The organism is Amycolatopsis sp. NBC_01286 (genome assembly GCF_035982555.1).
GTDB lineage: Bacteria > Actinomycetota > Actinomycetes > Mycobacteriales > Pseudonocardiaceae > Amycolatopsis.
This window is the reverse complement of sequence record NZ_CP108428.1, coordinates 8,379,146-8,400,671: the sequence shown is the minus strand read 5'-3', so window position 1 is coordinate 8,400,671 and position 21,526 is coordinate 8,379,146. Positions and strand designations below refer to the sequence as shown.

Annotated in this window: 18 protein-coding genes; 9 read left to right on the top strand and 9 right to left on the bottom strand. The window is 72.4% G+C overall.

The genetic code is table 11. The annotated features are described in order from the left end of the window. Positions 1 to 86: 86 nt before the first annotated feature. The 5 genes from OG570_RS38295 to OG570_RS38275 form a co-directional block, all read right to left on the bottom strand. Positions 87 to 710 (bottom strand): hypothetical protein, encoded by a 624-nt coding sequence (locus tag OG570_RS38295; protein ID WP_326949131.1) that lies wholly within the window; start codon positions 708 to 710, stop codon positions 87 to 89. A gap of 182 nt (positions 711 to 892) precedes the next feature. Further along, positions 893 to 1,543 carry a response regulator transcription factor gene (locus tag OG570_RS38290; protein WP_326953713.1) on the bottom strand — a complete coding sequence of 217 codons (651 nt, stop codon included), beginning with the start codon at positions 1,541 to 1,543 and terminating at the stop codon, positions 893 to 895. Further along, a complete protein-coding gene (locus OG570_RS38285; RefSeq protein WP_326953712.1) occupies positions 1,528 to 2,472 on the bottom strand; it encodes a hypothetical protein in 945 nt (314 codons plus the stop codon). The genes OG570_RS38290 and OG570_RS38285 overlap by 16 nt, the downstream gene beginning before the upstream one ends. A 373-nt stretch (positions 2,473 to 2,845) precedes the next feature. Further along, positions 2,846 to 3,904, bottom strand: coding sequence for a sensor histidine kinase (locus OG570_RS38280; RefSeq protein WP_326953711.1), 1,059 nt, complete (start codon positions 3,902 to 3,904; stop codon positions 2,846 to 2,848). After that, positions 3,901 to 4,635 (bottom strand): SDR family NAD(P)-dependent oxidoreductase, encoded by a 735-nt coding sequence (locus OG570_RS38275; protein WP_326960280.1) that lies wholly within the window; start codon positions 4,633 to 4,635, stop codon positions 3,901 to 3,903. The genes OG570_RS38280 and OG570_RS38275 overlap by 4 nt, the downstream gene beginning before the upstream one ends. A 156-nt stretch (positions 4,636 to 4,791) precedes the next feature. Here OG570_RS38275 and OG570_RS38270 point away from each other — a divergent pair, with 156 nt between their 5' ends. Next, positions 4,792 to 6,891, top strand: a complete 2,100-nt coding sequence (locus OG570_RS38270) for an RICIN domain-containing protein (RefSeq protein ID WP_326960278.1) — start codon at positions 4,792 to 4,794, stop codon at positions 6,889 to 6,891. Between the two features lie 65 nt (positions 6,892 to 6,956). On the opposite strand, the gene OG570_RS38265 is transcribed toward OG570_RS38270, so the two are convergent. Next, the gene (locus tag OG570_RS38265) at positions 6,957 to 8,648 is read right to left on the bottom strand and encodes an AMP-binding protein (protein WP_326953710.1); all 1,692 of its coding nucleotides are present in this window, start codon (positions 8,646 to 8,648) and stop codon (positions 6,957 to 6,959) included. 84 nt (positions 8,649 to 8,732) lie between these two features. Further along, the gene (locus tag OG570_RS38260) at positions 8,733 to 9,347 is read right to left on the bottom strand and encodes a TetR/AcrR family transcriptional regulator (RefSeq protein ID WP_326949136.1); all 615 of its coding nucleotides are present in this window, start codon (positions 9,345 to 9,347) and stop codon (positions 8,733 to 8,735) included. Positions 9,348 to 9,416: 69 nt separating this feature from the next. Here OG570_RS38260 and OG570_RS38255 point away from each other — a divergent pair, with 69 nt between their 5' ends. Genes OG570_RS38255 through OG570_RS38225 form a run of 7 tightly spaced genes read left to right on the top strand, consistent with a single transcriptional unit; the run spans position 9,417 to position 18,950 of the window. After that, entirely contained in the window at positions 9,417 to 10,568 is a 1,152-nt protein-coding gene (locus OG570_RS38255) for an acyl-CoA dehydrogenase family protein (RefSeq protein ID WP_326953709.1), read from the top strand. 22 nt (positions 10,569 to 10,590) lie between these two features. Then, positions 10,591 to 12,156 (top strand): AMP-binding protein, encoded by a 1,566-nt coding sequence (locus OG570_RS38250; protein ID WP_326953708.1) that lies wholly within the window; start codon positions 10,591 to 10,593, stop codon positions 12,154 to 12,156. Continuing rightward, positions 12,153 to 13,751 carry an acyl-CoA carboxylase subunit beta gene (locus OG570_RS38245; protein WP_326953707.1) on the top strand — a complete coding sequence of 533 codons (1,599 nt, stop codon included), beginning with the start codon at positions 12,153 to 12,155 and terminating at the stop codon, positions 13,749 to 13,751. The genes OG570_RS38250 and OG570_RS38245 overlap by 4 nt, the downstream gene beginning before the upstream one ends. Positions 13,752 to 13,755: 4 nt before the next feature. Further along, positions 13,756 to 15,708, top strand: coding sequence for an ATP-binding protein (locus OG570_RS38240; RefSeq protein WP_326953706.1), 1,953 nt, complete (start codon positions 13,756 to 13,758; stop codon positions 15,706 to 15,708). Further along, a complete protein-coding gene (locus OG570_RS38235) occupies positions 15,705 to 16,451 on the top strand; it encodes an enoyl-CoA hydratase/isomerase family protein (protein WP_326953705.1) in 747 nt (248 codons plus the stop codon). The genes OG570_RS38240 and OG570_RS38235 overlap by 4 nt, the downstream gene beginning before the upstream one ends. Before the next feature lies 1 nt (position 16,452). Continuing rightward, the gene (locus tag OG570_RS38230; RefSeq protein ID WP_326953704.1) at positions 16,453 to 17,232 is read left to right on the top strand and encodes a TIGR03084 family metal-binding protein; all 780 of its coding nucleotides are present in this window, start codon (positions 16,453 to 16,455) and stop codon (positions 17,230 to 17,232) included. After that, positions 17,229 to 18,950: an acyclic terpene utilization AtuA family protein gene (locus OG570_RS38225; RefSeq protein ID WP_326953703.1), complete on the top strand. Its 1,722-nt coding sequence runs from the start codon at positions 17,229 to 17,231 to the stop codon at positions 18,948 to 18,950. Before OG570_RS38230 ends, OG570_RS38225 begins: the two co-directional genes overlap by 4 nt. Before the next feature lies 1 nt (position 18,951). Here the strand turns inward: OG570_RS38225 and OG570_RS38220 are convergent, their stop codons facing one another. Beyond that, positions 18,952 to 19,410: a hypothetical protein gene (locus tag OG570_RS38220; RefSeq protein WP_326953702.1), complete on the bottom strand. Its 459-nt coding sequence runs from the start codon at positions 19,408 to 19,410 to the stop codon at positions 18,952 to 18,954. Beyond that, positions 19,407 to 20,447 (bottom strand): helix-turn-helix domain-containing protein, encoded by a 1,041-nt coding sequence (locus tag OG570_RS38215; RefSeq protein ID WP_326953701.1) that lies wholly within the window; start codon positions 20,445 to 20,447, stop codon positions 19,407 to 19,409. Before OG570_RS38215 ends, OG570_RS38220 begins: the two co-directional genes overlap by 4 nt. Positions 20,448 to 20,550: 103 nt before the next feature. Between OG570_RS38215 and OG570_RS38210 the strand changes: the two genes are divergently transcribed. Beyond that, on the top strand, positions 20,551 to 21,507 hold the full coding sequence (locus OG570_RS38210) for an alpha/beta hydrolase (protein WP_326953699.1): 957 nt from the start codon (positions 20,551 to 20,553) through the stop codon (positions 21,505 to 21,507). Positions 21,508 to 21,526 lie beyond the last annotated feature (19 nt).

Here is a 21,526-nt window from a genome sequence, read left to right as displayed (position 1 = left end):
CCATGCGTTTTTCTGAATATAGCTCGATTTCCCACTCAGTGGATCATGAGGTTCTTTCGCGTGGTTGTCACCGAGTGTGATCGGTGTCAGTTTTTCCAGACGATCGGCGACTTGTCGTAGCCGTCTCCCTTGTCGAAGGTCGCCGCGGCCACTTCGGAGCCCTCTCGCGCACCTTGCAGCGTGCAGGTTTCGAACTTCGCGCCCGGCGCGGCGAACTCTTTGGGGGCGGTGCCCGACTTGCACTGGTCCGTGCTGCCCGTGATGATCACGCCTGTGGACCGTCCATCGGTGCCGAGGGCGCGCAAACTCACCGAGGCGTAGGAAAGGTCGGCCCCGTCGACGTTCTCGATCGACGCGCGCAGGTAGTACGGCGTGATGCCCTTCGCTTTGTCGCCGTACTTGGCCAGATCGGCGTTCGCGCCCTTGTCGATGGCCGTCACGGTGATCGCGATGGTGCCGGACTTGGTCGTGCCGTACTTGAACGGGACGACCGCGCGGTCGCCGACCTTCAGCTCGGTGCCCGGCTTCGTGGCGTCGCCCGCGGGGGAGGCGGCCGACGACTCCGCCGCGCTCGTCTCGGCCGGTGCCGCTGAAGACGGGGCGGCCGGTACCGCGGGCGCGGCCGTTCCGGATTCCCCGCCACAGGCGGAAAGCAGGAGGGCGGCGGCGGATCCGGCGGCGGCGAGCAGGGTGGTGCGGACGTGCTTCATGGATCTCCTCGTGCGGCCCGCCGGACGGGTTTCCGGCGCGGGCGAGGAGCCGGGCGAACGCCGCGATCACGCCCCCAGGGCGGTCGCGGCGGCCCGTACGGGGCACCCGCGCGGCTCCGTCGCCGGGAACGTAGCCCCTTTCGGCGGTGTCCGGTGTGGGCCGTTCGCACCACACGCGGGCGTCAGAGGTCGTCGACGCCGATCAGGCCGTCCTGGATGGCGCGCGCGACGAGCGCGGCCTTCGTCGGCGCTTCGCGGCCGATGCGCGCGTACTTGACGCGGATGCGTTCGAGGTGGGAGTTCACGGTGCTCGCCGAGATCCCCAGCCGGTGGGCGACGAACTCCTTCGACTCCGACTGGAACCACTCGACGAGCACCTCGGCCTCCCGCGCCGAGAGCGCGGGCCGCGTCTCGGAGCGGTCGCCGGCGAGCGCGCCGGCCAGCGACGGCGGCGTGTAGGGCCGGTCCAGCGCGGCGGCCCGCGTCGCCTCCACGAGGTGCCCGGCCCCCTCGGCCTTGGTGAGGTAGCAGAGCGCGCCGAGTTCGAGGCACCGCAACGCGACGTCGTCGTCGGCGCGCATCGAGTAGACGACCACACGGCGCCCGGCCTCGGCGAGCCGCCGCAGGTCGCCGAACGCGGGCCCGGGCCCGCCGAGGTGCAGGTCGAGGATCACGACGTCGGCCGTCGCGCCGTCGCCGAGCCACGCGACCTTGACGTCCTCGCCGTCGGCCACGACGTCGATCGGCGGGTCGCCGCCGGCCAGCCAGTACGCCACGCCGGCGCGCACCGCCGGGTGGTCGTCGACGACGACGGCCGTCACGCGGGTTGCCATCGCGCCTCCATCCAGGTCTGCCCGTCCTGGGTGTGGGACGTGACGACGACGCCGGTCGCTCCCGGGAATTCGTGGCCGCCGCCCGTGGTGTCCGCCACAACGGCGACCCGCACCAGGCCGGGGGTGCGCAGCACGCTCACCCGGGCCCGCGTGCGGGCGCTGGTCAATGCGGTGAGGACCGGGCCGGTCAGGTGGCGGCGCAGCGCGGGCGGGACGTCGACGGGATCGCCGCTGACCGCGAGCGTCACGGCGACCCCGCGCCGCTCGGCGACGTCGAGGCAGGCGGTGACCTCGTGGACGAGCGGATCGGGCACGTCGTCGTTCTCCGCGAACAGCCGCCGCAGCTGCGCGGCCGCGAGCGCGCACCGGGTGCGGGCGACGTCGCTTCGCGGGTCGACGGTGCCGTCGGCGAGCCCGGCCAGCAGCGGCAGGGTCGCACCGAGCTGTTCGGCGAACCCGGCCCGCAGGTCCCGCCCGGCCTGCCGCGCAAGGGCGGCGCGGGTCTCGAGACGCTCCCGCTCGGCGGCGACGGCGGTGGCTTCGCCGGTGCGCCGGTCGACCAGCCGGATCAACCCGCCGATGGCGAGCTGGAACGCGGTGACGGCGAACAACACGATCGCGGCGTCACCGACTTCGGTCCGCGCGGGCGTCCCGGCGAGCAGGAACTGCGCGACGCTGACGGCGGCGTGCAGGCCGAGCGCGCCACCCAGGAGCGCCGGCCGATCGGACAGCAGGACGAGCAGCAGCCACCCGACGAGCCCGAACGACCAGTGCCGGTCCCGGAAGAAATCATCGGCGGGCACGACAGCGGTGGCGACGCTGGACGCGGCGAGCACAAGGACGGTCCCGATGGCGGCGACGACGCCGGGGAGAGGTCGCCTCCGGAGCAGCCAGAAGGCGGAGGCCGAGGTGACGACGGCGAAGGCCACGTAGGCGACAACGGCGGCGAGGGAGGGATGGCGGAGCAGGGGAGCGAGGCAAAGTCCGATTTGGACGATGGCGGCAACGCCGAGCACCACGATCCGGACCGCTGTCGCAAGCCGGACGGCGGGATCGGCGAGAGCAAGCGGCCCGGCACCGGCCGAGCGCTTTGCCGTGGCGGCGGTGTGGGCCGCGGTGTCGGTTGAGATCGGCGGTCCGGTGGGGTGTCCGGCCGCTTCGGCGGGGGTGTGGTGTGGTGGTTCGGCTGTGGGGTTGGTCGGGTGTGTGGCCGCCGTGGTGGAGATGCCGTGACGGGGTGGCAGTTCGGTTGCGTGGCCGGTGTGGTTCGGGGCTTGTTCGCCGGGGTCCGCCAGCTCGTGGTCAGGCATCGGGCCACCTCAGCGTCACCGTCGTGCCCTCGCCCGGTTGTGAGCGGACCTCCGCCGTTCCGCCCGCGGTGCGCATGCGCTCGACCACCGAGGCCCGGACTCCCCGGCGGGACACCGGAATCCCCGATGGGTCGAAGCCCGCGCCGGTGTCGGAGATCGTCACCACCACGCCGTCCCGCGTTGGTGCCAGGTGCAGGGTCGCGCACGCCGCGCCGGAGTGGCGTTCGGCGTTGCGTAGCGCCTCGTCCGTTGCGCGGACCAGGGCCAGGGCCGCCGCGGCCGGGATCAACGGGACCTGTGTCCAGACCGCCTCCACACGGAACTCGCGGTTCGCGACCACCGCCCGCAGGCCCGCTTCCAGTTCGGCCGGTGCGTCGTCCTGGCCGGTGAGGATAGCCAGGTCCCGTGCGGCGTAGCCCGCCACCGCCGCCGGGTCGGCTGTGGCTCCCGCGGCCACCGTGAGGAAGGTCGCCGATGCCGTGTCGTGTAGCAGCGCCAAGTACTCGCGCTCGCGGCGGCGGCGGTCGCGGGCCAGGGTTTCCGTTCGCTCGAGTGCGGCCCGGTCGGCGCGCAGTGTGTCCGTCCGGGCCGTCGAGCGGACCAAGAGGACGAACGCCAAGCGCGCCAGGACGGTCTCCACGACCACCCGCAGCGCCACCGGGAGCCAGTCGTCCAAGCCGGTGAACGCGGCTAGCACCAGCAGCCCCGCCACCACCGGCCCGGTCAAGCGCGGCCGGTATTCCCACTGCCACGTGATCGCCGTGATCGTCAGGACGTTGACCGCCCACAAGGTCGTCGTCCACGGCTGGCACGTGCACACCGCGCCCGCGCGCAGCACCGACAGGACGAACGCCGTTCCGCGGCCCGCGAAGACGTCCGCCGCGCCCGCGACCAGGGTGAGCGCGAGCAGGCCGAACGCCAGGGGTAGCGCGCCGGTCGGGGTGGCGAGGACGCCGAACGTGCCGACGAGCCCGGTCGCCACCGCTCGCGCCGGCCCGGCGAACCGCGTGACCGCCGCCCGGAACTGGGCTTCGACGGGGCCGGGCGTCACCAGGTGGGCCGGGCCGAGACGCCGCCGTCGACGACGAGGTCGTGGCCGGTGACCCAGGAAGCCAGTGGTGAAGCCAGGAAGACGCACGCGTTCGCGACGTCTTCGGGCGTGCCCAGCCGCCCCAGGGGTGCGGCGCGCCGCCAGCGCTCGACGCCTTCGGGCCAGTCCATGCCCGGGCGGTCGATCAGCCCGGGCGACACCGTGTTGACGCGGATCCCGCGCGGCCCGTACTCCAGCGCCGCGCCGCGCGCGTGCATCACCAGCGCCGCCTTGGCCGCGCTGTAGTGGACGTGCCCGGGCGCGGGCTGCTTCGCCTCGATCGACGCGATGTGCGTGACGCTCCCGCCGTCGCCCATCAGCCGGACCGCGGCCTGGGTGCAGGAGAACGCGCTCGTCAGGTTCGCGTCCAGCATCGCCCGCCACCGCTCGACCGGCAGCCCGTCGAGGTCTTCCACGGGTTGGACGCCGGCGTTGTTGACGAGCGCGTCGAGCCGGCCGCCCCAGTTCGCGACGGCGGCCAGCATCGCGTGGCAGGCGTCGTCGTCGGTCAGGTCGGCGGTGAACGCGCGGGCCCGGTCGCCGAGCGTGGCCACGAGGTCGTCGGCCGCGCCGGGACGCCGGTGGTGCACGGCCACGGCGCCGCCCGCCTCGGCGAACCGCCGGGCGATCCCGCGGCCGATCGTGCCGGACGCGCCGGTGACGCAGGTGACCGTGCCGGACAGGTCGGGCAGGCCGGGGGCCACGTCGTTCGTCACGACTCCGATCGTAGATCACGGCCGAATGAGCAAACATGCTCATAACGGCCCTTGACAGATCAGAAAACGACACAGAAGCTGTTCGATATTGTTCGATCGCTCGCTCAGGTCCCCGAGGAGACGACCGTGGTCATGTCATCGCTCAGCGCTTCGCTCGCCGCCGCGGCTCTTGCCGCGGGCCTCGTCGCCGCCTCTCCGGCCGACGCGGCCGCCGCCTACACCGTCACCGTCGGGTCCACCGGCACCTACGCCCATCCGACCGACACCCCGGCCGGCGCGTTCATCGACAAGGACGGCACGTTCTACTTCCAGCAGTCGGCCGCCCTCTACGGCGCGGACGGCCCGCGCGAGTGGGAGTTCTACACCGGCGCCGACTTCGACTCGGCGACGAAGTCGAGCGCGCTCAGCAACGCCGTGAACCCGGCCGAGTCCCGCGACAAGAACAACGACACCACCTGGCGCTGCAACATGAGCCCGACCGGGAAGGAAGCGACCGATCCGCCGGCCGGGTCGAGCTACGTGGAGAAGAACTTCTGCGACCTGGTCGGCACCTGGGTCGACCCGGACACCGGTGCTTGGTACGGCCTGGTGCATAACGAGTTCACCCCCGAGCCGTTCGGCGCGTACTCCTTCTCGCACTACGACGCGATCGACTGGGCCGTCTCGACCGACCAGGGCCACACCTGGAGCATCAAGGGCCACGCCATCACCTCGCCGTACAGCACGAAGCGCGGCGACACGGCGGCGTTCCCGAACCAGACCTTCGACTACGGCGACGGCGACCCGCGCCTGTTCGCCGACCCGGTCTCGGGCTACTTCTACGTCTACTACGGCTCGCGGATCGTGCCGAAGGCCGGCGCGGGCGGCGGCATGGTCGGGCTCGCGCACGTCGCTCGCTCGCCGATGTCGGCCAAGATGGCGACCGGCTCGTGGCAGAAGTGGTACGACGGCAAGTGGACGCAGCCCGGCGTCGGCGGCAAGGAGAGCAACATGGTGCCGACCGGCACCACCGCCACCGGCTACACCCCGCCGTCCGACGACTACGACCCCGCGAACACCGGCAACGTCGACCAGCAGGTCGCGGCCGGGCAGCTGCCGCCGAAGTCCGACCTGTTCGTGATGAACATCGCCTACGACGCGCACCTCGGCGTCTACATCGGCGAGCCCGAGGTGGTCACCGGCACCGCGCCGCAGAAGTTCTACGTCACCGACGACCTGGCCACGCAGAAGTGGCGGCTGATCGGCGACTCCGGCGCGTACAAGTCCGGCTCCTGGTACCGCTGGTTCGCCGACGACGCGAACAAGACCAGCGCCACGATCGTCGGCAAGTCGTTCCGGTCGTACTGCTCGATCGCCTGCGCGTCGTCGGACGGCGAGTACGCGAACATCACGGTCACCGGCACGCCCGCCGCGCCGCCGGTCGACCCGGCGAAGACCTACCGCATCGGCAGCGGCGCCGGCCGCGTCCTGGCCCAGGTTTCGGGCAGCTCCGCGACGACGTCGACGACCGGCACTTCGGACCTGGCCGCGTGGACGTTCACGGCGACCGGCGACGGCGCCTACCGGATCACCAACGCGGCCACCGGGCAGGCGCTCGGCGTGCCGACGTCACCCGCGAACCGCGCCTGGGGCACGAAACCGGTCGTGACGACGGGGTCGTCGGTCGGGCAGCAGTGGTTCGCCGTCCCGGCCCAGAGCGGCGGGTTCCGGCTGGTCAACCGCTACAGCGGGCTGTCGCTCAGTCTCTCCGGTGCAGCCGACACGACGCCGTTCCGTGCCTGGTCGGGCGGGGGTCGTACCGCAGCCGAGCAGACGCTGACGTTCACCGCCTCGTCCACTGTGGACGGGACGCACACGCTGACCGCGTCCGGCAAGGCCCTCGACGTCCCGGCCCACTCGACGACCGCGGGCACGGCGCTGGTGACGTGGACGCCGAACGGCGGCAGCAACCAGAAGTGGGTCTTCACCCACCAGGCCGACGGCAGCTACCGCATCGCGAACGCGGAATCGGGGCTGTGCCTGGACGTCGCCGACGGCTCGACGTCGGCGGGCGCGAAGGTCATCCAGTGGACGTGCACGGGCGGCGCCAACCAGCGCTGGCTGGTCGCGGGCTCGACCCTGAAGGCCCAGCACAGTGGCCTGGTCTTGACGACGGCGTCCACAGTGGACGGCGCGGCGGTGACCCAGCAGGCCGACACGGGGACGGCCCTGCAGCGCTGGGCGCTCGGCTGACGCTCGGTGCAAGTTGTCGTGAGTGTTTAGGGCGGTTCTAACCGCCCTAAACACTCACGACAACCCTAGCCGTACAAATCCGCGTGCTGGGCGCGGAGCTTGTACTTGAGGATTTTGCCGCCCACCGTGTCCGGCAGGGTCTCGGCGAACACCACGCGCTTGGGGCTTTCGTAGCCGGCCAGGCGTTCGCGGCAGAAGCCGATCAGCTCGGCTTCGGTAGCGGGAGCGCGGAGGACGACCACCGCCGTCACCGCTTCGCCCCAGTGCTCGTGCGGCAGGCCGATCACCGCGGCCCGCAGGACCGCCGGGTGCTGGCCCAGCACCGCCTCGACGCGCATGCTCGAGACGTTCTCGCCGCCCGTCTTCACGATGTCCTTGTAGCGGTCCACCATCACGCGCAGGCCGTCTTCGTCCACCACGGCCGAGTCGCCGGAGTGGAACCAGCCGCCGCGGAACGCCTCGCGGGTCGCCTCCGCGTCGCGGTAGTAGCCCGCCGTCATCACCGGCGACCGGTAGACCGCCTCGCCCGGGACGCCGCGGACCGGTTCGCCCAGCTCGTCGACGACGTCGGAGGCGAGCAGCCCGCTCGGCACGCCGACGTAGTTCATCGCCGGCGCTGTGCGCGCGTGCACCTCCGGCCACGCCGACGGCCAGAACCGGTGGCACGCGATGGCTTCCGTCTGCCCGAAGATCCCGACCGTGACGAACCCGGGCGCGGTCCGGGCTTCGAGGCGCCGCAGCAGATCGGGTGCGAGCGCGCCCCAGCCGTAGACGAGCGTGGTCAGCGACGTCAGGTCCAGCGACGCGTCGGCGTCGATCGCGTCGGCCAGCGCGGCGACGAACTGCGGTGAACCGGCCCAGACGGCGGTGGCTCGTGACTGCGCCAGCGACACCGCGACCGGTCCGGGGACCGGGCGGCGGCCGAGGACGAGCGTGCCACCGGCGAGGAACGTCGAGTAGGTGAACAGCGCGTCACCGACGTGGTAGAGCATCGGCAGGAACGTGCAGACCCGCAGGTCGGTCTCGTGGCGCAGGCCGCGCGTGAGCGACAGCGCGAAGTTCAGCCCGGCCAGGTGCGCGTAGCTGTGCGAGAGCATCACGCCCTTCGGCATCGCGGTGGTGCCGGAGGTGAACAGCAGCTGGAAGATGTCGTCGCCGTGGATCTCGACGTCGGGTTCGGTGTCCGGCTGCCCGGCCAGGAACGCGCCGAACGACGGCGTGCCCGCGACCGGGCCGCCGCCGACCGTGATGGTGGCGCCGACCTGCACGCCCGCGACGCCTTCGAGGCGTGGCCACAGCTCGGCGTCGACGATCGCCAGCCGCGGTTCGGTCTGCCGCACGAGGTGCTCGACGACGTCCGGGGCGAGGCCGGGGTTCAGCGGTACGACGACCATGCCCGCCTTGGCGATGCCGATCTTGGCCAGGAACGCCTCGACGGTGTTCTCGCAGAACAGCAGTACGCGGTCGCCGGGCACGAGACCGGCGGCGGCGAGCGCGTGGGCGAGCCGGTTCGCGATCCGGTCGGCTTCGCGGTAGGTCACGGAGGCGAACTGCTCCTCGCCGTACGCGCCCTCGGCCGCGCTGATCGCGACCTGATCGGGCCGGCTCCAGGTGAGCCGCTCGAAGATGTCGCCGACCGACGTCCGTTCCCAGCGGTTCACCGCGCGGCGTCCACGCAGGGTTTCGACGTCGATGGCGGCCGGGTCCGGCAGGGCGGCGCCGTGCGGGTGGTGGGGCAGGGCACTGGTCGTGGTCATCCCGGGCTCCTTCGCCGTCGCCGACGTCGATCAGCATGCCGTGAGCCAGGTCACCAAATCAAGAGAAAGTTATTCGCCATTCACTCACGGGGATGGTGGTGCCGGGACGCCGAGGCAGGCGTGCGCCATTTCGCCGAGCAGGGCGGCGAGCCGCTCCGGGGCGAGCCCGCTGCGGAAGAACAGCGTGGACTGCACGGCGCCGATCGCCGCGTGCACGGCCAGGCGCAGCTCGCCGTCGGCGAGGTCGGGGCGCAGCGGGGCCAGCACGTGGACCCAGTCCTCGAGGTAGTGCCGCTGCAGCCGGCGCAGCCGCCGCCGGTCCTCCTCGGGCAGGTTGTGGATTTCGCGGTGGTAGACCGCCAGCACGGTGCGATCCTCGATGGCGACCCGGATGTGATCCCTGATCAGGCCGGAAAGCACGGTGTGGTCGGCGGGGGCGCCGGCGAGGATCGCGGCGGCGCCGTCCTGCAGCCGGGTCATCACGCGGTCGAGCAGCGCGACCAGGATGGCGTCCTTGTTCTCGAAGTGCCGGTAGACGCCGGATCCGACGATGCCCGCCTCCGCGCCGATGTCGGCCATGCCGATCGCGTGGAACCCGCGCCGCGCGGTGAGCTCGGCGGCGGCGGTGAGGATCCGCTCGCGTCGCTCGGGGTCGCGCCGTCTTCGGGTGGCCGGGGAAGCCGAGGGGACTGCCGTCATCTTGTCATCCTCGCAGACGAGCGCTACGGTGCGCTATAAGTGAATGAAGAATCACTAAGGAGCGTCGGCGTGGACGTGTTCGAGAGCGACGAGGCCCGTGACCTGCGGGCCGCGGTCGGCGCCATCGCGGCCCCGTTCGGGGGGAAGTACTACGTCGACCACGCGCGCGAGGGCCGTGAGTGCACCGAGCTGTGGCACGCGCTCGGCGACGCGGGGTTCATCGGTGTCAACATCCCCGAGGAGTACGGCGGGGGCGGCCGTGGCCTGGCCGAGCTGACCATCGTCATCGAGGAGAGCGCCGCGAAGGGCGCGCCGATCCTGCTGCTGCTCGTCACCGAAGCCATCTCCGCCGAGGTGCTCACCGAGTTCGGCACGCCGGAGCAGCGCAAGGAGTGGCTGCCCGGCATCGCGAGCGGTCGGACGAAGGTCGTCTTCGCCATCACCGAGCCCGACGCCGGCTCCAACACCCACAAGCTGGCCACCACCGCCCGCCGCGACGGCGACGACTGGATCGTCGACGGCGAGAAGTACTACATCTCCGGCGTCGACACCGCCGACGCGCTGCTGCTCGTCGCCCGCACCGGCCGCGACCCCGACGGCACGGCCCAGCTGTCGCTGTTCCTGGTCCCGGTGGCCGCCCCCGGCCTCACGGTGACACCGCTGCCGGTCGACGTCATGCTCCCGGAGAAACAGTTCACGCTGCACTTCGACGGCGTCCGCCTGCCCGCGTCGGCGCTCGTCGGTGACGAGGGCGCGGGCTTCCGGCAGGTCTTCCACGGCCTCAACCCGGAACGCATCACCGGCGCCGCCCTCTGCGTCGGCATCGCGCGCTACGCCCTCGACGTCGCCGCCCGCTACGCCCGCGAGCGGACCGTGTGGGACCGGCCGATCGGCGTCCACCAGGGCGTTTCGCACCCGCTGGCCAAGGCCAAGATCGAAACCGAGCTGGCCGCCCTGATGACGCACCGGGCTGCCGCGCTGCACGACGCGGGGCAGCCGGCGGGCGAGGCGTCGAACATGGCCAAGTACGCCGCCGCGGAGGCCGCGCTGGCCGCCGTCGACGCCGCCATCCAGACCCACGGCGGCAACGGTGTCTCGGCGGACTTCGGGCTGCTGCCGTACTGGGGGCTCGCCCGATTGCTGCGGATCGCCCCGGTGAACCGCGAAATGATCCTCAACTTCGTCGCCCAGCACAGCCTCGGGCTGCCCCGGTCCTACTAGGAGGACTGGTTTAGGAGGACTGATGACGGATCGCACCCTCGCCCAGCGGGTCAACGTCGGTGACGCCCTGACCCGCGTCGCGTTCGCCCGCCCGGAGGCCCTCGCCGTGGTCGACGGCGACCGCCGCTGGACCTACGGCGAGTTCGACACGTGGGTCAACCGGCTCGCCCACGGCCTGGAGGCGCGCGGCTACACGACCGGCGACGTCCTCGCGCTGGCGTCGGCCAACAGCGCCGAGTTCCTCGTCGTCTACTACGCCTGCGCGAAGCTCGGCCTCGTCTGCGTGCCGATCAACCTCGGCTGGCGGAGTGACGAAGTCGCTTACGTACTCGGGCATTCGCAGGCTCGCGGCATCGTCGTGGAGAGCCAGCTGGCCGGGGTGATCGCGCCCGCCGTCGCGCAGACGCCCGGGGTTGCCGACGTGATCCTCGCGCCCGGCACCGGCGGCGACGCCACCGGCCTGACCCTCGACGACGTGCTCTCGGACGATACGACCTCACCCGAGTTCGTCATCGAGGACCGCGCGCCACTGTCCTATTTGTACACTTCCGGGACCACGGCTTCACCGAAAGGCGTCGTCGGGACGCACCTGGCGATCCACCTGGAGTCGATGTCGGCCGCGCTGGACTCCGGCTGGCGCCCCGACGACCGGTTCGTCGCGATGATGCCGATGTTCCACACCGCGCAGCTGAACGCCTTCTGCACACCCGCGATCCTCCTCGGCGCCACGATCTTCGTGCACCGCGGCTTCGACCCGGCCCGGTTCCTCGACACGATCGAACGCGAGCGGATCACCCAGGTCTTCGGCCTGCCGATGATGTTCCGCGCCGCGCTGGAGCACCCGTCGTTCGCCGGGCACGACCTGTCGTCGCTGCGCCGCGCCGTCTACGCGATGGCACCGATGCCGGAGGCGCAGATCAAGGCGTGCCTCGACGGCTTCCGCTGCGACTTCGCGCTGCTGTTCGGGCAGACCGAGATGAGCCCGATCACGACGTTGTTCCGGCCCGAGCACCAGCTCTCGCACGTCGGCGCCGTCGGCACGCCGCTCACCGGCGTCCAGGTCGGGATCATGGACTCCGACGGGAAGCTGCTGCCGCGCGGCGAGCAGGGCGAGATCGTCTACCGGGCGCCCTCGACCATGCAGGAGTACCTGCACAACCCCGAGGCGACCGAGGAGGCGTTCCGGTACGGCTGGTTCCACTCCGGTGACGTCGGCCGGTTCGGGCCGGACGGCGTGCTGTGGTTCGCCGACCGCTCCAAGGACGTCATCAAGACCGGCGGCGAGAACGTCGCCTCGATCGAGGTCGAGCGGGCCGTCTACGACACCGAGCCGAACGTCGCCGAGGTGGTGGTCGTCGGGCTGCCGCACGAGCGGTGGACCGAGGCCATCACGGCGGTCGTCGTGCCGAAGCCGGGCGCGTCGATCGACGCCGACGACCTGCGGTTGCGGCTGAAGGACCGCCTCGATGGTTACAAGGTCCCGAAGGCCGTGATCGTCACCGACGAGCTGCCGCGCACGTCCACCGGGAAGATCCAGAAGAACGTGGTCCGGGACAAGCACTCCGGGCACTACGGGGGAGCGGAATGACCGTCCTCAAGTCCCTGCTCGACGTCTCCGCCGAGAGCTACGCGACCAACCGGAAGGCCCAGCTCGACGCCCTGGCGAAGCTCGAAGAGCAGCTGGAGCTGGCCATCGCCGGCGGCGGCGAGCGGTACGTCCAGCGCCACCGCGACCGCGGCAAGCTCCCGGTCCGCGAACGCCTGGAGCTGCTGCTCGACCCGGACAGCCCGTTCCTGGAACTGGCCGCGCTCGCCGCGTGGGGCACCGACTTCACCGTGGGCGCGTCGGTGCTGACCGGCATCGGCGTGGTGTCCGATGTGGAGTGTGTGGTCATCGGGCACGACCCGACCGTGCGCGGCGGCGCGATGAACCCGTACTCGCTGCGCAAGACGTTGCGGGCCTTGGAGATCGCCCGCGTCAACCGGCTGCCGGTGATCAACCTCGTCGAGTCCGGCGGGGCCGACCTGCCGACGCAGGCCGACCTGTTCGTGCCCGCCGGGCGGATCTTCCACGAGCTGACCGAGCTGTCGTCGCTGGGCATCCCGACCCTGGCGATCGTGTTCGGCAACTCGACCGCCGGCGGCGCGTACGTCCCCGGCATGTGCGACTACGCGGTGCTCGTCGACCACCAGGCCAAGGTGTTCCTCGGCGGGCCGCCGCTGGTCAAGATGGCCACCGGCGAGGAGGCCGACGACGAGTCGCTCGGCGGCGCCGACATGCACTCCCGCGTCTCCGGCCTATCCGACTACTTCGCCGTCGACGAGCGGGACGCGATCCGCCTCGGCCGTCGCGTGATCAGCCGGATCAACTGGCGCAAGCTCGGCCCCGCGCCCAGCCGGACGCCGGAGCCGCCGAAGTTCGACCCCGAGGAGATCCTGGGGATCGTGCCGCCGGACCCGAAGGTGCCGTTCGACCCGCGCGAGATCCTCGCCCGGACGGTCGACGGCTCGGACTTCGACGAGTACAAACCGCTCTACGGCACCTCGCTGGTCACGGGCTGGGCGAGCATCCACGGGTATCCCGTCGGCGTGCTCGCCAACCACCGCGGCGTGCTGTTCAGCGAGGAGGCCAAGAAGGCCAGCGAGTTCATCCTGCTCGCCAACCAGACCGACGTCCCGCTGGTGTTCCTGCAGAACACGACCGGCTACATGGTCGGCACCCGCTACGAGCAGGGCGGCATCATCAAGGACGGCGCCAAGATGATCAACGCCGTCACCAACAGCACGGTGCCGCACCTGACCGTCAACATGGCGTCGTCGTTCGGCGCCGGCAACTACGGCATGTCCGGGCGCGCGTACGACCCGCGGCTGATGTTCGCCTGGCCCGGCGCGAAACTCGCGGTGATGGGCGCGGCCCAGCTGGCCGGCGTGATGTCGATCGTCGGCCGCAACTCCGCCGCGTCGCAGGGAAAGCCGTTCGACGACGACGCCGACCGCGCGCGGACCGCCGCCATCGAGGCGCAGATCGAGACCGAGTCGCACGCCTTCGCCGTCACCGCCCGGCTGTACGACGACGGCATCGTCGACCCGCGCGACACCCGGGACGTCCTGGGGATGTCGCTGTCCGCCGTCCACTCCAACCGCGTCGAGGGCCGTCGCGGCTTCGGCGTCTTCCGGATGTGAGCCGATGATCGCGAAACTGCTCGTCGCCAACCGCGGGGAGATCGCCGCCCGGGTCATGCGCACCGCGCACGACCTCGGCATCTCCACCGTCGCGGTCTACTCCGACCCGGACGCGGGCGCGCCCTTCGTCCGGCTCGCCGACGAGGCCGTCCGGCTGCCCGGGTCCGCACCTGGTGACACCTACCTGCGTGCTGACCTGGTGATCGCCGCCGCGCGCGCGACCGGGGCCGACGCCGTCCACCCGGGGTACGGGTTCCTGTCGGAGAACGCCGCTTTCGCCCGCGCCTGCGGCGAAGCCGGGCTGACGTTCGTCGGGCCGTCGCCCGAGGCCATCGCGTCGATGGGCTCGAAGATCGAGGCCAAGGCCCTGATGGACGCGGCCGGGGTGCCGGTGCTGCCGGGGGCGACCGTCACGGACGAGACCGACCTCGCCGCGGTGGCCGCTTCGATCGGGTTTCCGGTGCTGGTCAAGGCCGCGTTCGGCGGTGGCGGCCGGGGCATGCGCGTGGTGCACGACGCCGCCGGGCTGGCCGACGCAGTGGCGGGCGCCCGGCGGGAAGCCGCGTCGGCGTTCGGCGACGGCTCGGTGTTCCTGGAGCGGTTCGTCGTCGACCCGCGCCACGTCGAGGTCCAGATCCTCGGCGACACCCACGGCGAGGTGGTGCACCTCTTCGAGCGCGAGTGCTCGATCCAGCGGCGCTACCAGAAGATCGTCGAGGAGTGCCCCTCGCCGGCGGTCGACGACGCCTTGCGCGCCGAACTCGGCGCCGCGGCCGTCGCCGCCGGGAAGGCCATCGGCTACACCGGCGCGGGCACGGTCGAGTTCGTGCTGGACCAAGACGGCAAGTTCTTCTTCCTGGAGGTCAACACGCGGCTGCAGGTCGAGCACCCGGTCACCGAGCTGGTCACCGGCCTGGACCTCGTCGAGCTGCAGCTGCGCGTGGCCGAGGGCGAACCGCTGCCGCCCGAGGCGACCGGCGCCCGGATCGACGGGCACGCCATCGAGGTCCGGCTCTACGCCGAGGACGTCCCGGCCGGGTTCCTGCCCGCCACCGGCACCCTGCACCGCTTCCGCGTCCCGCCGCTGAAGGGTGTCCGCGTCGACTCCGGTGTCCAGGACGGCTCCGTCGTCGGCCCGCACTACGACCCGATGCTCGCCAAGGTGATCGCCCACGGCCGGACCCGCCGTGAGGCCGCGCGGACCCTCGCGCGGGCGTTGCGGCAGGCCGAACTGCACGGCGTCACGACCAACCGGAACCTCCTGGCCGGCATCCTGGCCGAGCCGGAGTTCCTGGCCGGGCGCACCGACACCGGCTACCTGACCCGGCACGACCCGGCCACGCTCGGCGCGTCCCCGGGCGGGGCCCGGCAGGCGGTGGCCGCGGCCCTGGCGGCCCAGGCGCGCAACCGGCGTGACGCGCGGGTGGTGCCCGAGATGCCGTCCGGGTGGCGCAACGTCGGCCGCGCCCCACAGCGCGTCGCCTACACCCTGGACGGGGAGACCCTGGAGGTCGTGTACTCGCTGGGCCGGTCCGGCTTGCGCGTCACGGTGAACGGCGAGCCGCTCGGTGGTTCCGTGCGGCTGCTGTCCGCGTCGCCTTCGCTGGTGGAGCTGGAGATCGACGGCGTCCACCGCGCCTACGCCGTGCACCCTCGGGCGGGTGTGTCCTATGTGGACAGCCCGGACGGGTCGGCCGCGCTGGCCGAGGTGCCGCGTTTCGCCGACCCGGACGCCGCCACGGCCGCGGGGTCGTTGCTCGCCACCATGCCCGGTGCGGTGGTGCGCGTGCTGGCGGGCGAGGGCGACGCCGTGACGGCCGGGCAGCCGCTGGTCGTCCTGGAGGCGATGAAGATGGAGCACACGGTCGCCGCCCCGGCCGACGGCGTCCTGTCCGACCTGCGGGTGGGTCAAGGCGACCAGGTCGACACCGGCCAGGTGCTGGCGGTCGTGTCGTGAGCGTCTCCTACGAGGTCGACAACGGCGTCGCCTGGCTGACGATCGACCGGCCCGAAGCCCGCAACGCCCTGTCGAAACAGGTCCGCGACGGGCTCTGGGCCGGCACCCGGCGGTTCGTCGCCGACGACTCGGCCGCGGTGCTCGTCCTGACCGGCGCGGGTGACAAGGCGTTCTGCGCGGGCGGCGATCTCAAGGAGATGGCCGAGACGGCTCTGGAGATCCCGCCGCCGGACTTCCTGCCGCAGTTCGGCCGCAACATCGACGTCCCGAAACCGACGATCGCGGCCGTCAACGGCGTCGCCTACGCGGGCGGGTTCCTGCTGGCCCAGCAGTGCGATCTCGTCGTGGCCGCCGCGCACGCCCGGTTCGCCGTGACCGAGGTGAAGGTGGGCCGCGGCTCGCCGTGGGCCGCGCCGCTGTCGTGGCTGGTGCCGCCGCGGATCGCGATGGAGATCCTGCTGACCGGCGACCCCCTGACCGCACAACGCGCCCGGGAGGTCGGGCTGGTGAACGACGTCGTACCGCTGGACGAGCTGCGGTCCCGGACGCAGGCCTTGGCGGAGCGGATCGCGGCCAACGCACCGTTGTCCGTGCGGGCGGCGAAGCAGACGGCGTACCTGCAACGTCACGACGTCTACGACCGCGCCGAGGAGATCTGGGCGCCGGTCTACCGCTCGCGGGACGCGCAGGAAGGCCCCGCGGCGTTCCGCGAGAAGCGCACGCCCGTGTGGGAAGGACGCTGACATGCCCGTTTCCCTGGACGTTCTCCTCGACGACCTGCTCGCCGAGACCACCGACGTCGAGGCCATGCTCGCCCCGCTCGACGACGACGCCATCACGCGGCCGACGCCCGCCGTGGGCTGGGACATCCGCGACCAGGTCACGCACCTGGCATTCTTCGACGAAACCGCGACGCGGGCCGCCGTCGACCCCGAGGGCTTCCGGCTCGCGGCGGCCGCGTTGCTGGCCGACGGCATGGACTTCCCCGACCGCGTCGCCGCTCAGCACCGGGGGCTGGGCGCGGCGGAGGTCCGCGAGTGGTTCCGGCGCGCGCGGACGGCGTTCGTCACGGCGTTCCGCGGCCGCGACCCGCGCGCCCGGCTGCCGTGGTACGGGCCGGACATGAGCGTCGCGTCGTCGGTGACCGCGCGGATCATGGAGACCTGGGCGCACGGGCAGGACATCGCCGACACGCTCGGCGTGACGCGCGTGCCGACCGACCGGCTCCGGCACATCGCGCACCTCGGCGTCTCGACGACGGCGTTCAGCTTCGGGCTCCACGATCGCCCGGCGCCGGTCGTCCCGATCCGGGTCGTCCTGCACGCGCCGTCGGGGGACAGGTGGACGTGGGGTGACGGGGCCGCCGCCGACCGCGTCGAAGGTTCGGCGCTGGACTTCTGCCTGGCCGTCACCCAACGCCGTGACGCTTCGGACACCGACCTGGTGGTGCGCGGACCCGTTGCGCGGGAGTGGATCGGCATCGCCCAGGCCTTCGCCGGCGCGCCCGGCCGGGGACGCGCGTGAAGCGCCCGGTCCGGATCGCGAACTGCTCCGGCTTCTACGGCGACCGCTTGGAGGCGGCGCGGGAGATGGTCGAGGGCGGCCCGATCGACGTCCTCACCGGCGACTACCTCGCCGAGCTGACCATGCTGATCCTCTGGAAGGCGCGCCGGAAGGATCCCGCCGCCGGCTACGCCAAGACGTTCCTCACCCAGCTCGAACACGTGCTCGGCACCTGCCTGGACCGGGGGATCCGGATCGTCTCGAACGCCGGTGGCCTGAACCCGGCCGGGCTGGCGGAACAGATCGCTTTGCTGGGCTTGCAGCCGAAGATCGCGTACGTGGACGGTGACGACATCGTCGATCGCCTGCCGGACCTGGTGCACCTCGACACCGGCCGCAAGCTCTCCGAAGCCGGGGTGGAACCGTTGACGGCCAACGCCTACCTCGGCGGCTGGGGCATCGCCGCGGCCCTCGACGCCGGCGCGGACGTCGTCGTCACCGGGCGGGTCACCGACGCGTCGCTGGTCACCGGCCCGGCCGCGTGGTGGCACGGCTGGACGCCGGGGGATGTCGACGCGATCGCCGGGGCGATGGCCGCGGGGCACGTGATCGAGTGCGGCCCGCAGGCGACCGGCGGCAACTACGCCTTCTTCGACGAGGTCACCGACCGGCGCTACCCGGGCTTCCCGATCGCCGAGGTCGCGGCCGACGGATCGAGCGTCATCACGAAGCACGCCGACACCGGGGGACTGGTCTCGGCCGGCACGGTCACCGCGCAGCTGCTGTACGAGATCGCCGAACCCGCGTACGCCGGGCCGGACGCCGTCGCGCACTTCGACAGCCTGCGGCTTGTCGAGGAGGCGCCGGACCGCGTCCGGATCAGCGGGACCCGCGGCAGCCCGCCGGGCGAGCAGCTCAAGGTCGCGCTGAACCACGACGGCGGCTACCGCAACACGATGACGCTGGTGCTGACCGGCGACCGCATCGAGGAGAAGGCCGCGTGGGCCGAGCAGCAGCTGTTCGACCTGCTGGGCGGCCGGGAGCAGTTCGCCGAGGTCGACGTCACGCTGCTGCGGTTCGACCACCCGGGCTCGCCGGTCAACGCCGAGGCGACCGCGCACCTGCGGATCACGGTGAAGGACCCGGACGCCCGCAAGGTCGGCCGCCGCTTCGCCAACACGACGATGGAACTCGCGCTCGGGGGTTACCCGGGCTTCCACACGACAACGCCACCGACTGCGGAGAGCGCTTTCGGCGTCTACTGGCCGGCTTTGGTGCCCGCGTCCTCGGTGGAGCACCGGGTGACGCTGCCCGACGGTTCGCGGCTCGTGATCCCGCATCCGCCGACCGGGCCCTCGGTGTCTATGCCCGCTGTTTCGCTTGAGACGCGGGACTTCGGGCCGACACGACGGGTGTCGCTCGGCACGATCGCGGGTGCGCGGTCGGGGGACAAGGGCGGCAACGCGAACGTCGGGTTCTGGACGCGTACCGACGACGAGTTCTTGTGGTTGCGCGGTTATCTCGACGTCTCGCGCTTCCGGGAGCTGCTGCCGGAGGCGGCCGAACTGGAGGTCCGCCGGTTCGAGCTGCCGAACCTGCGGGCGCTGAACTTCGTGGTGGTGGGGTTGCTGGGCGACGGTGTGGCGTCGGCTACGCGGCCGGACCCGCAGGCGAAGGGACTGGGCGAGTACCTGCGAAGCCGGCCCGCCGACGTCCCGGTGGCGCTGCTGGAGTCGTGAGTCAGGCGTTCATCCAGTTCGTGCACTCCCAGTTGGGTGTCTTCTGGCAGGCGCGGAAGATGGTGATCGGGTTCGCCGCGGTGCCCGGGGTCTTCGAGCTGCAGCCGGAACTGCTGCCGTTGGCGTCGTCGATGCCGCCTCCGCCGCCGCTCCGGGTGCGCCACTCCGTGCGGAAGCCGTAGCCGTCACCGAAGGTGTCGCAGGAGTACACCCGCGTGTGGCTGTTGGTGATTCCGCCGTAACCGCAGCGGATCGCGCCCTGGTAGCTGCAGTCGACGACCTGCGCGAGTGCGTCGTGAGCCGAGGCGGCGGGCGCGATGGCGATGGTTCCGACGGCGGCCAGCAGGGTCGCCGCGGCGAGGGTGGGTAGTTTCGGCACGTTGTCCTCCTGGGGATCCCGGATGTGCGTGCCGTCCACTCCGGAGACCCCGGCCCGGTTGAGGCCGGGACCCGACGTCACCCGTTCGGCGCAGCGTCCACTTCGGACGGTCCGGCGTCGCGCAACCGCCGCAGCATCAGGGCCAGGTGCAGCCGGAAGCGGCCCGCGGGGGAGTCGACGTCGAAGCCGAGCACGGCTCCGGCGCGGGCGAGGCGTGCGGGCATCGTGCTGTGGTGGCGGTGCAGGACGGCCGCCGCCTTGCGGGCCGAGCCGGTCGCGCAGAGCGCCGTCAACGCCGCGAGGAGGTCGTCGCCGTGGGGTTCGCCGGCGATGCGGTCGAGGGCCTGGACGTCCGGGAGCGCGGCGAGATCCGCGGGGCCGAGCACCCCGGCCAGCGCGGCGAGGCTGCCGAGGCGGTCCCACCACACCACGGGCTCGGCCCCGGCCGTGAACCGCAGCGCCGTGCGCGCGGCCTGCCAGGACCGGGCCAGGTCGAGCACGGGCACCACGGGCCCGACGCCGATCCGGGCGTCCGGCGGCGCCGTTTCGGGTCCGTCGGCGGTGAGCACGGCGCGTACGTCGCCGAACGTGGCGGCGCGGCCGTCGAGGTCGGCGCCGGTGGCCGCCAGCACCCGCAGCCGGGCCGTCGTGCCGAGGCCGAGCAGGTGCAGCGCCCGCGACCGCTCGGCCGTCCCGATCCCCTCGGACAGCACCAGCTCGACCAGCGCGGGATCGCCGAGCGCGGGCAGTGGCACGCTGGTGTGCTCCAGCAGGACGGCGGTGGCGATCGCGAAGCGCTCCAGCAGGATGTCGTCGAGCGGGGTGGGCGCGCCCACGCGGGCCACCCAGACCACGACGCCGCCCTCGAGCCGGCGCACGGCGGCCCCGGCCGGCACCCCGCCCGCAGCCGCGGCGTCGGCGTCCGGCTCCGCCCGCAGCGCCAGGCCCTGGGCGGGGGCGTGCACCCCGGCCGGGCAGTCGGCCAGCCGGGCCGTGCTGCGCACGAGGACGTCGAGACTCGCCCGATCGGTGATCAGGCGGTCGAAGAACCCGATCACCCGCACCGCGTTCTCGGCGTCGGCGTCGAGTCCGGACAGCCTCAGCAGCAGGCCCTTCATGAGGCCACGATAGGCGCGTCCGCCGCCGGATGGCGAGGCCCGGGCCGCCAACCCCCGCCGCGTGGCGGTGGCGACGGCGGCGGCGCGAGCCGAAGATCGGAGCATGACCTACGCGATCGATCCCGAGCTGCTGCCCTGGCTGGACATGCTCCCCGCGGTGACCCTGCCCGACTACGACGCCCTCCTGGCCGCGCGCGCTTCGATGGCGCAGCTGCAGGAGGTCATGCCGGCCTACGAGCCGGTGCACCCGGTCGACGTCCGCGACACGACGGTGCCGGGCCCGTCCGGCGCCCCCGACGTCCCGGTCCGCGTGTACAGCCCGGCGGACCGCGAGGGCACCGTGCCCGGGCTGGTCTACATCCACGGCGGCGGGTTCATCCTCGGCGACCTGGACATGTTCCACGCCTCGCTGCTGCACCTGGTCGACGAGCTGGGCATCGTGATCGTGTCGGTGGACTACCGGCTCGCGCCCGAGCACCCGTTCCCCGCGCCGGTCGAGGACTGCTACGCGGCGCTGACCTGGACGGCGGCGAAGGCGGCCGAGCTGGGCATCGACCCGGACCGCATCGGCGTCGGCGGCGAGAGCGCGGGCGGCGGGCTCGCCGCCGCGACGGCCCTGCTGGCCCGCGACCGCGGCGGCCCGGCGCTGCGCTTCCAGTACCTCGGCATCCCGGAGCTGGACGACCGCCTGGAAACGCCGTCGATGCAGGCGTACGTCGACACTCCGATGTGGAACCGCCCGAACGCCGTCTACAGCTGGGCGAGCTACCTGGGCCCCGAACCGGGTGACGTCTCTCCGTACGCCGCGCCGGCCCGCGCCACGGACCTGACGGGGCTGCCACCGGCGTTCGTGACGACGTGCCAGTTCGACCCGCTGCGCGACGAGGGAATCCAGTACGCGCAACGCCTCCTGCAGGCCGGAGTAACGACGGAGCTGCACCACTACCCGGGCACGTTCCACGGCTCGGCGATCATCCAGGACGCGGCAGTGTCACGCCGCATGCTGGCGGACGAGGTGGCGGCTCTGCGCCGCGGTCTAGGCGTGACGACGAAGGACTGACGCACTGGGCGGTGTGTCG

What these genes read in the sequence shown, in the direction of transcription:
- OG570_RS38295 (WP_326949131.1), bottom strand. Translation starts at nt 710, where the DNA reads ATGAAGCACGTCCGCACCACCCTGCTCGCCGCCGCCGGATCCGCCGCC.
- OG570_RS38210 (WP_326953699.1), top strand. Translation starts at nt 20,551, where the DNA reads ATGACCTACGCGATCGATCCCGAGCTGCTGCCCTGGCTGGACATGCTC.
- OG570_RS38240 (WP_326953706.1), top strand. Translation starts at nt 13,756, where the DNA reads ATGATCGCGAAACTGCTCGTCGCCAACCGCGGGGAGATCGCCGCCCGG.
- OG570_RS38250 (WP_326953708.1), top strand. Translation starts at nt 10,591, where the DNA reads ATGACGGATCGCACCCTCGCCCAGCGGGTCAACGTCGGTGACGCCCTG.
- OG570_RS38245 (WP_326953707.1), top strand. Translation starts at nt 12,153, where the DNA reads ATGACCGTCCTCAAGTCCCTGCTCGACGTCTCCGCCGAGAGCTACGCG.
- OG570_RS38290 (WP_326953713.1), bottom strand. Translation starts at nt 1,543, where the DNA reads ATGGCAACCCGCGTGACGGCCGTCGTCGTCGACGACCACCCGGCGGTG.
- OG570_RS38270 (WP_326960278.1), top strand. Translation starts at nt 4,792, where the DNA reads ATGTCATCGCTCAGCGCTTCGCTCGCCGCCGCGGCTCTTGCCGCGGGC.
- OG570_RS38230 (WP_326953704.1), top strand. Translation starts at nt 16,453, where the DNA reads ATGCCCGTTTCCCTGGACGTTCTCCTCGACGACCTGCTCGCCGAGACC.
- OG570_RS38260 (WP_326949136.1), bottom strand. Translation starts at nt 9,347, where the DNA reads ATGACGGCAGTCCCCTCGGCTTCCCCGGCCACCCGAAGACGGCGCGAC.
- OG570_RS38215 (WP_326953701.1), bottom strand. Translation starts at nt 20,447, where the DNA reads ATGAAGGGCCTGCTGCTGAGGCTGTCCGGACTCGACGCCGACGCCGAG.
- OG570_RS38265 (WP_326953710.1), bottom strand. Translation starts at nt 8,648, where the DNA reads ATGACCACGACCAGTGCCCTGCCCCACCACCCGCACGGCGCCGCCCTG.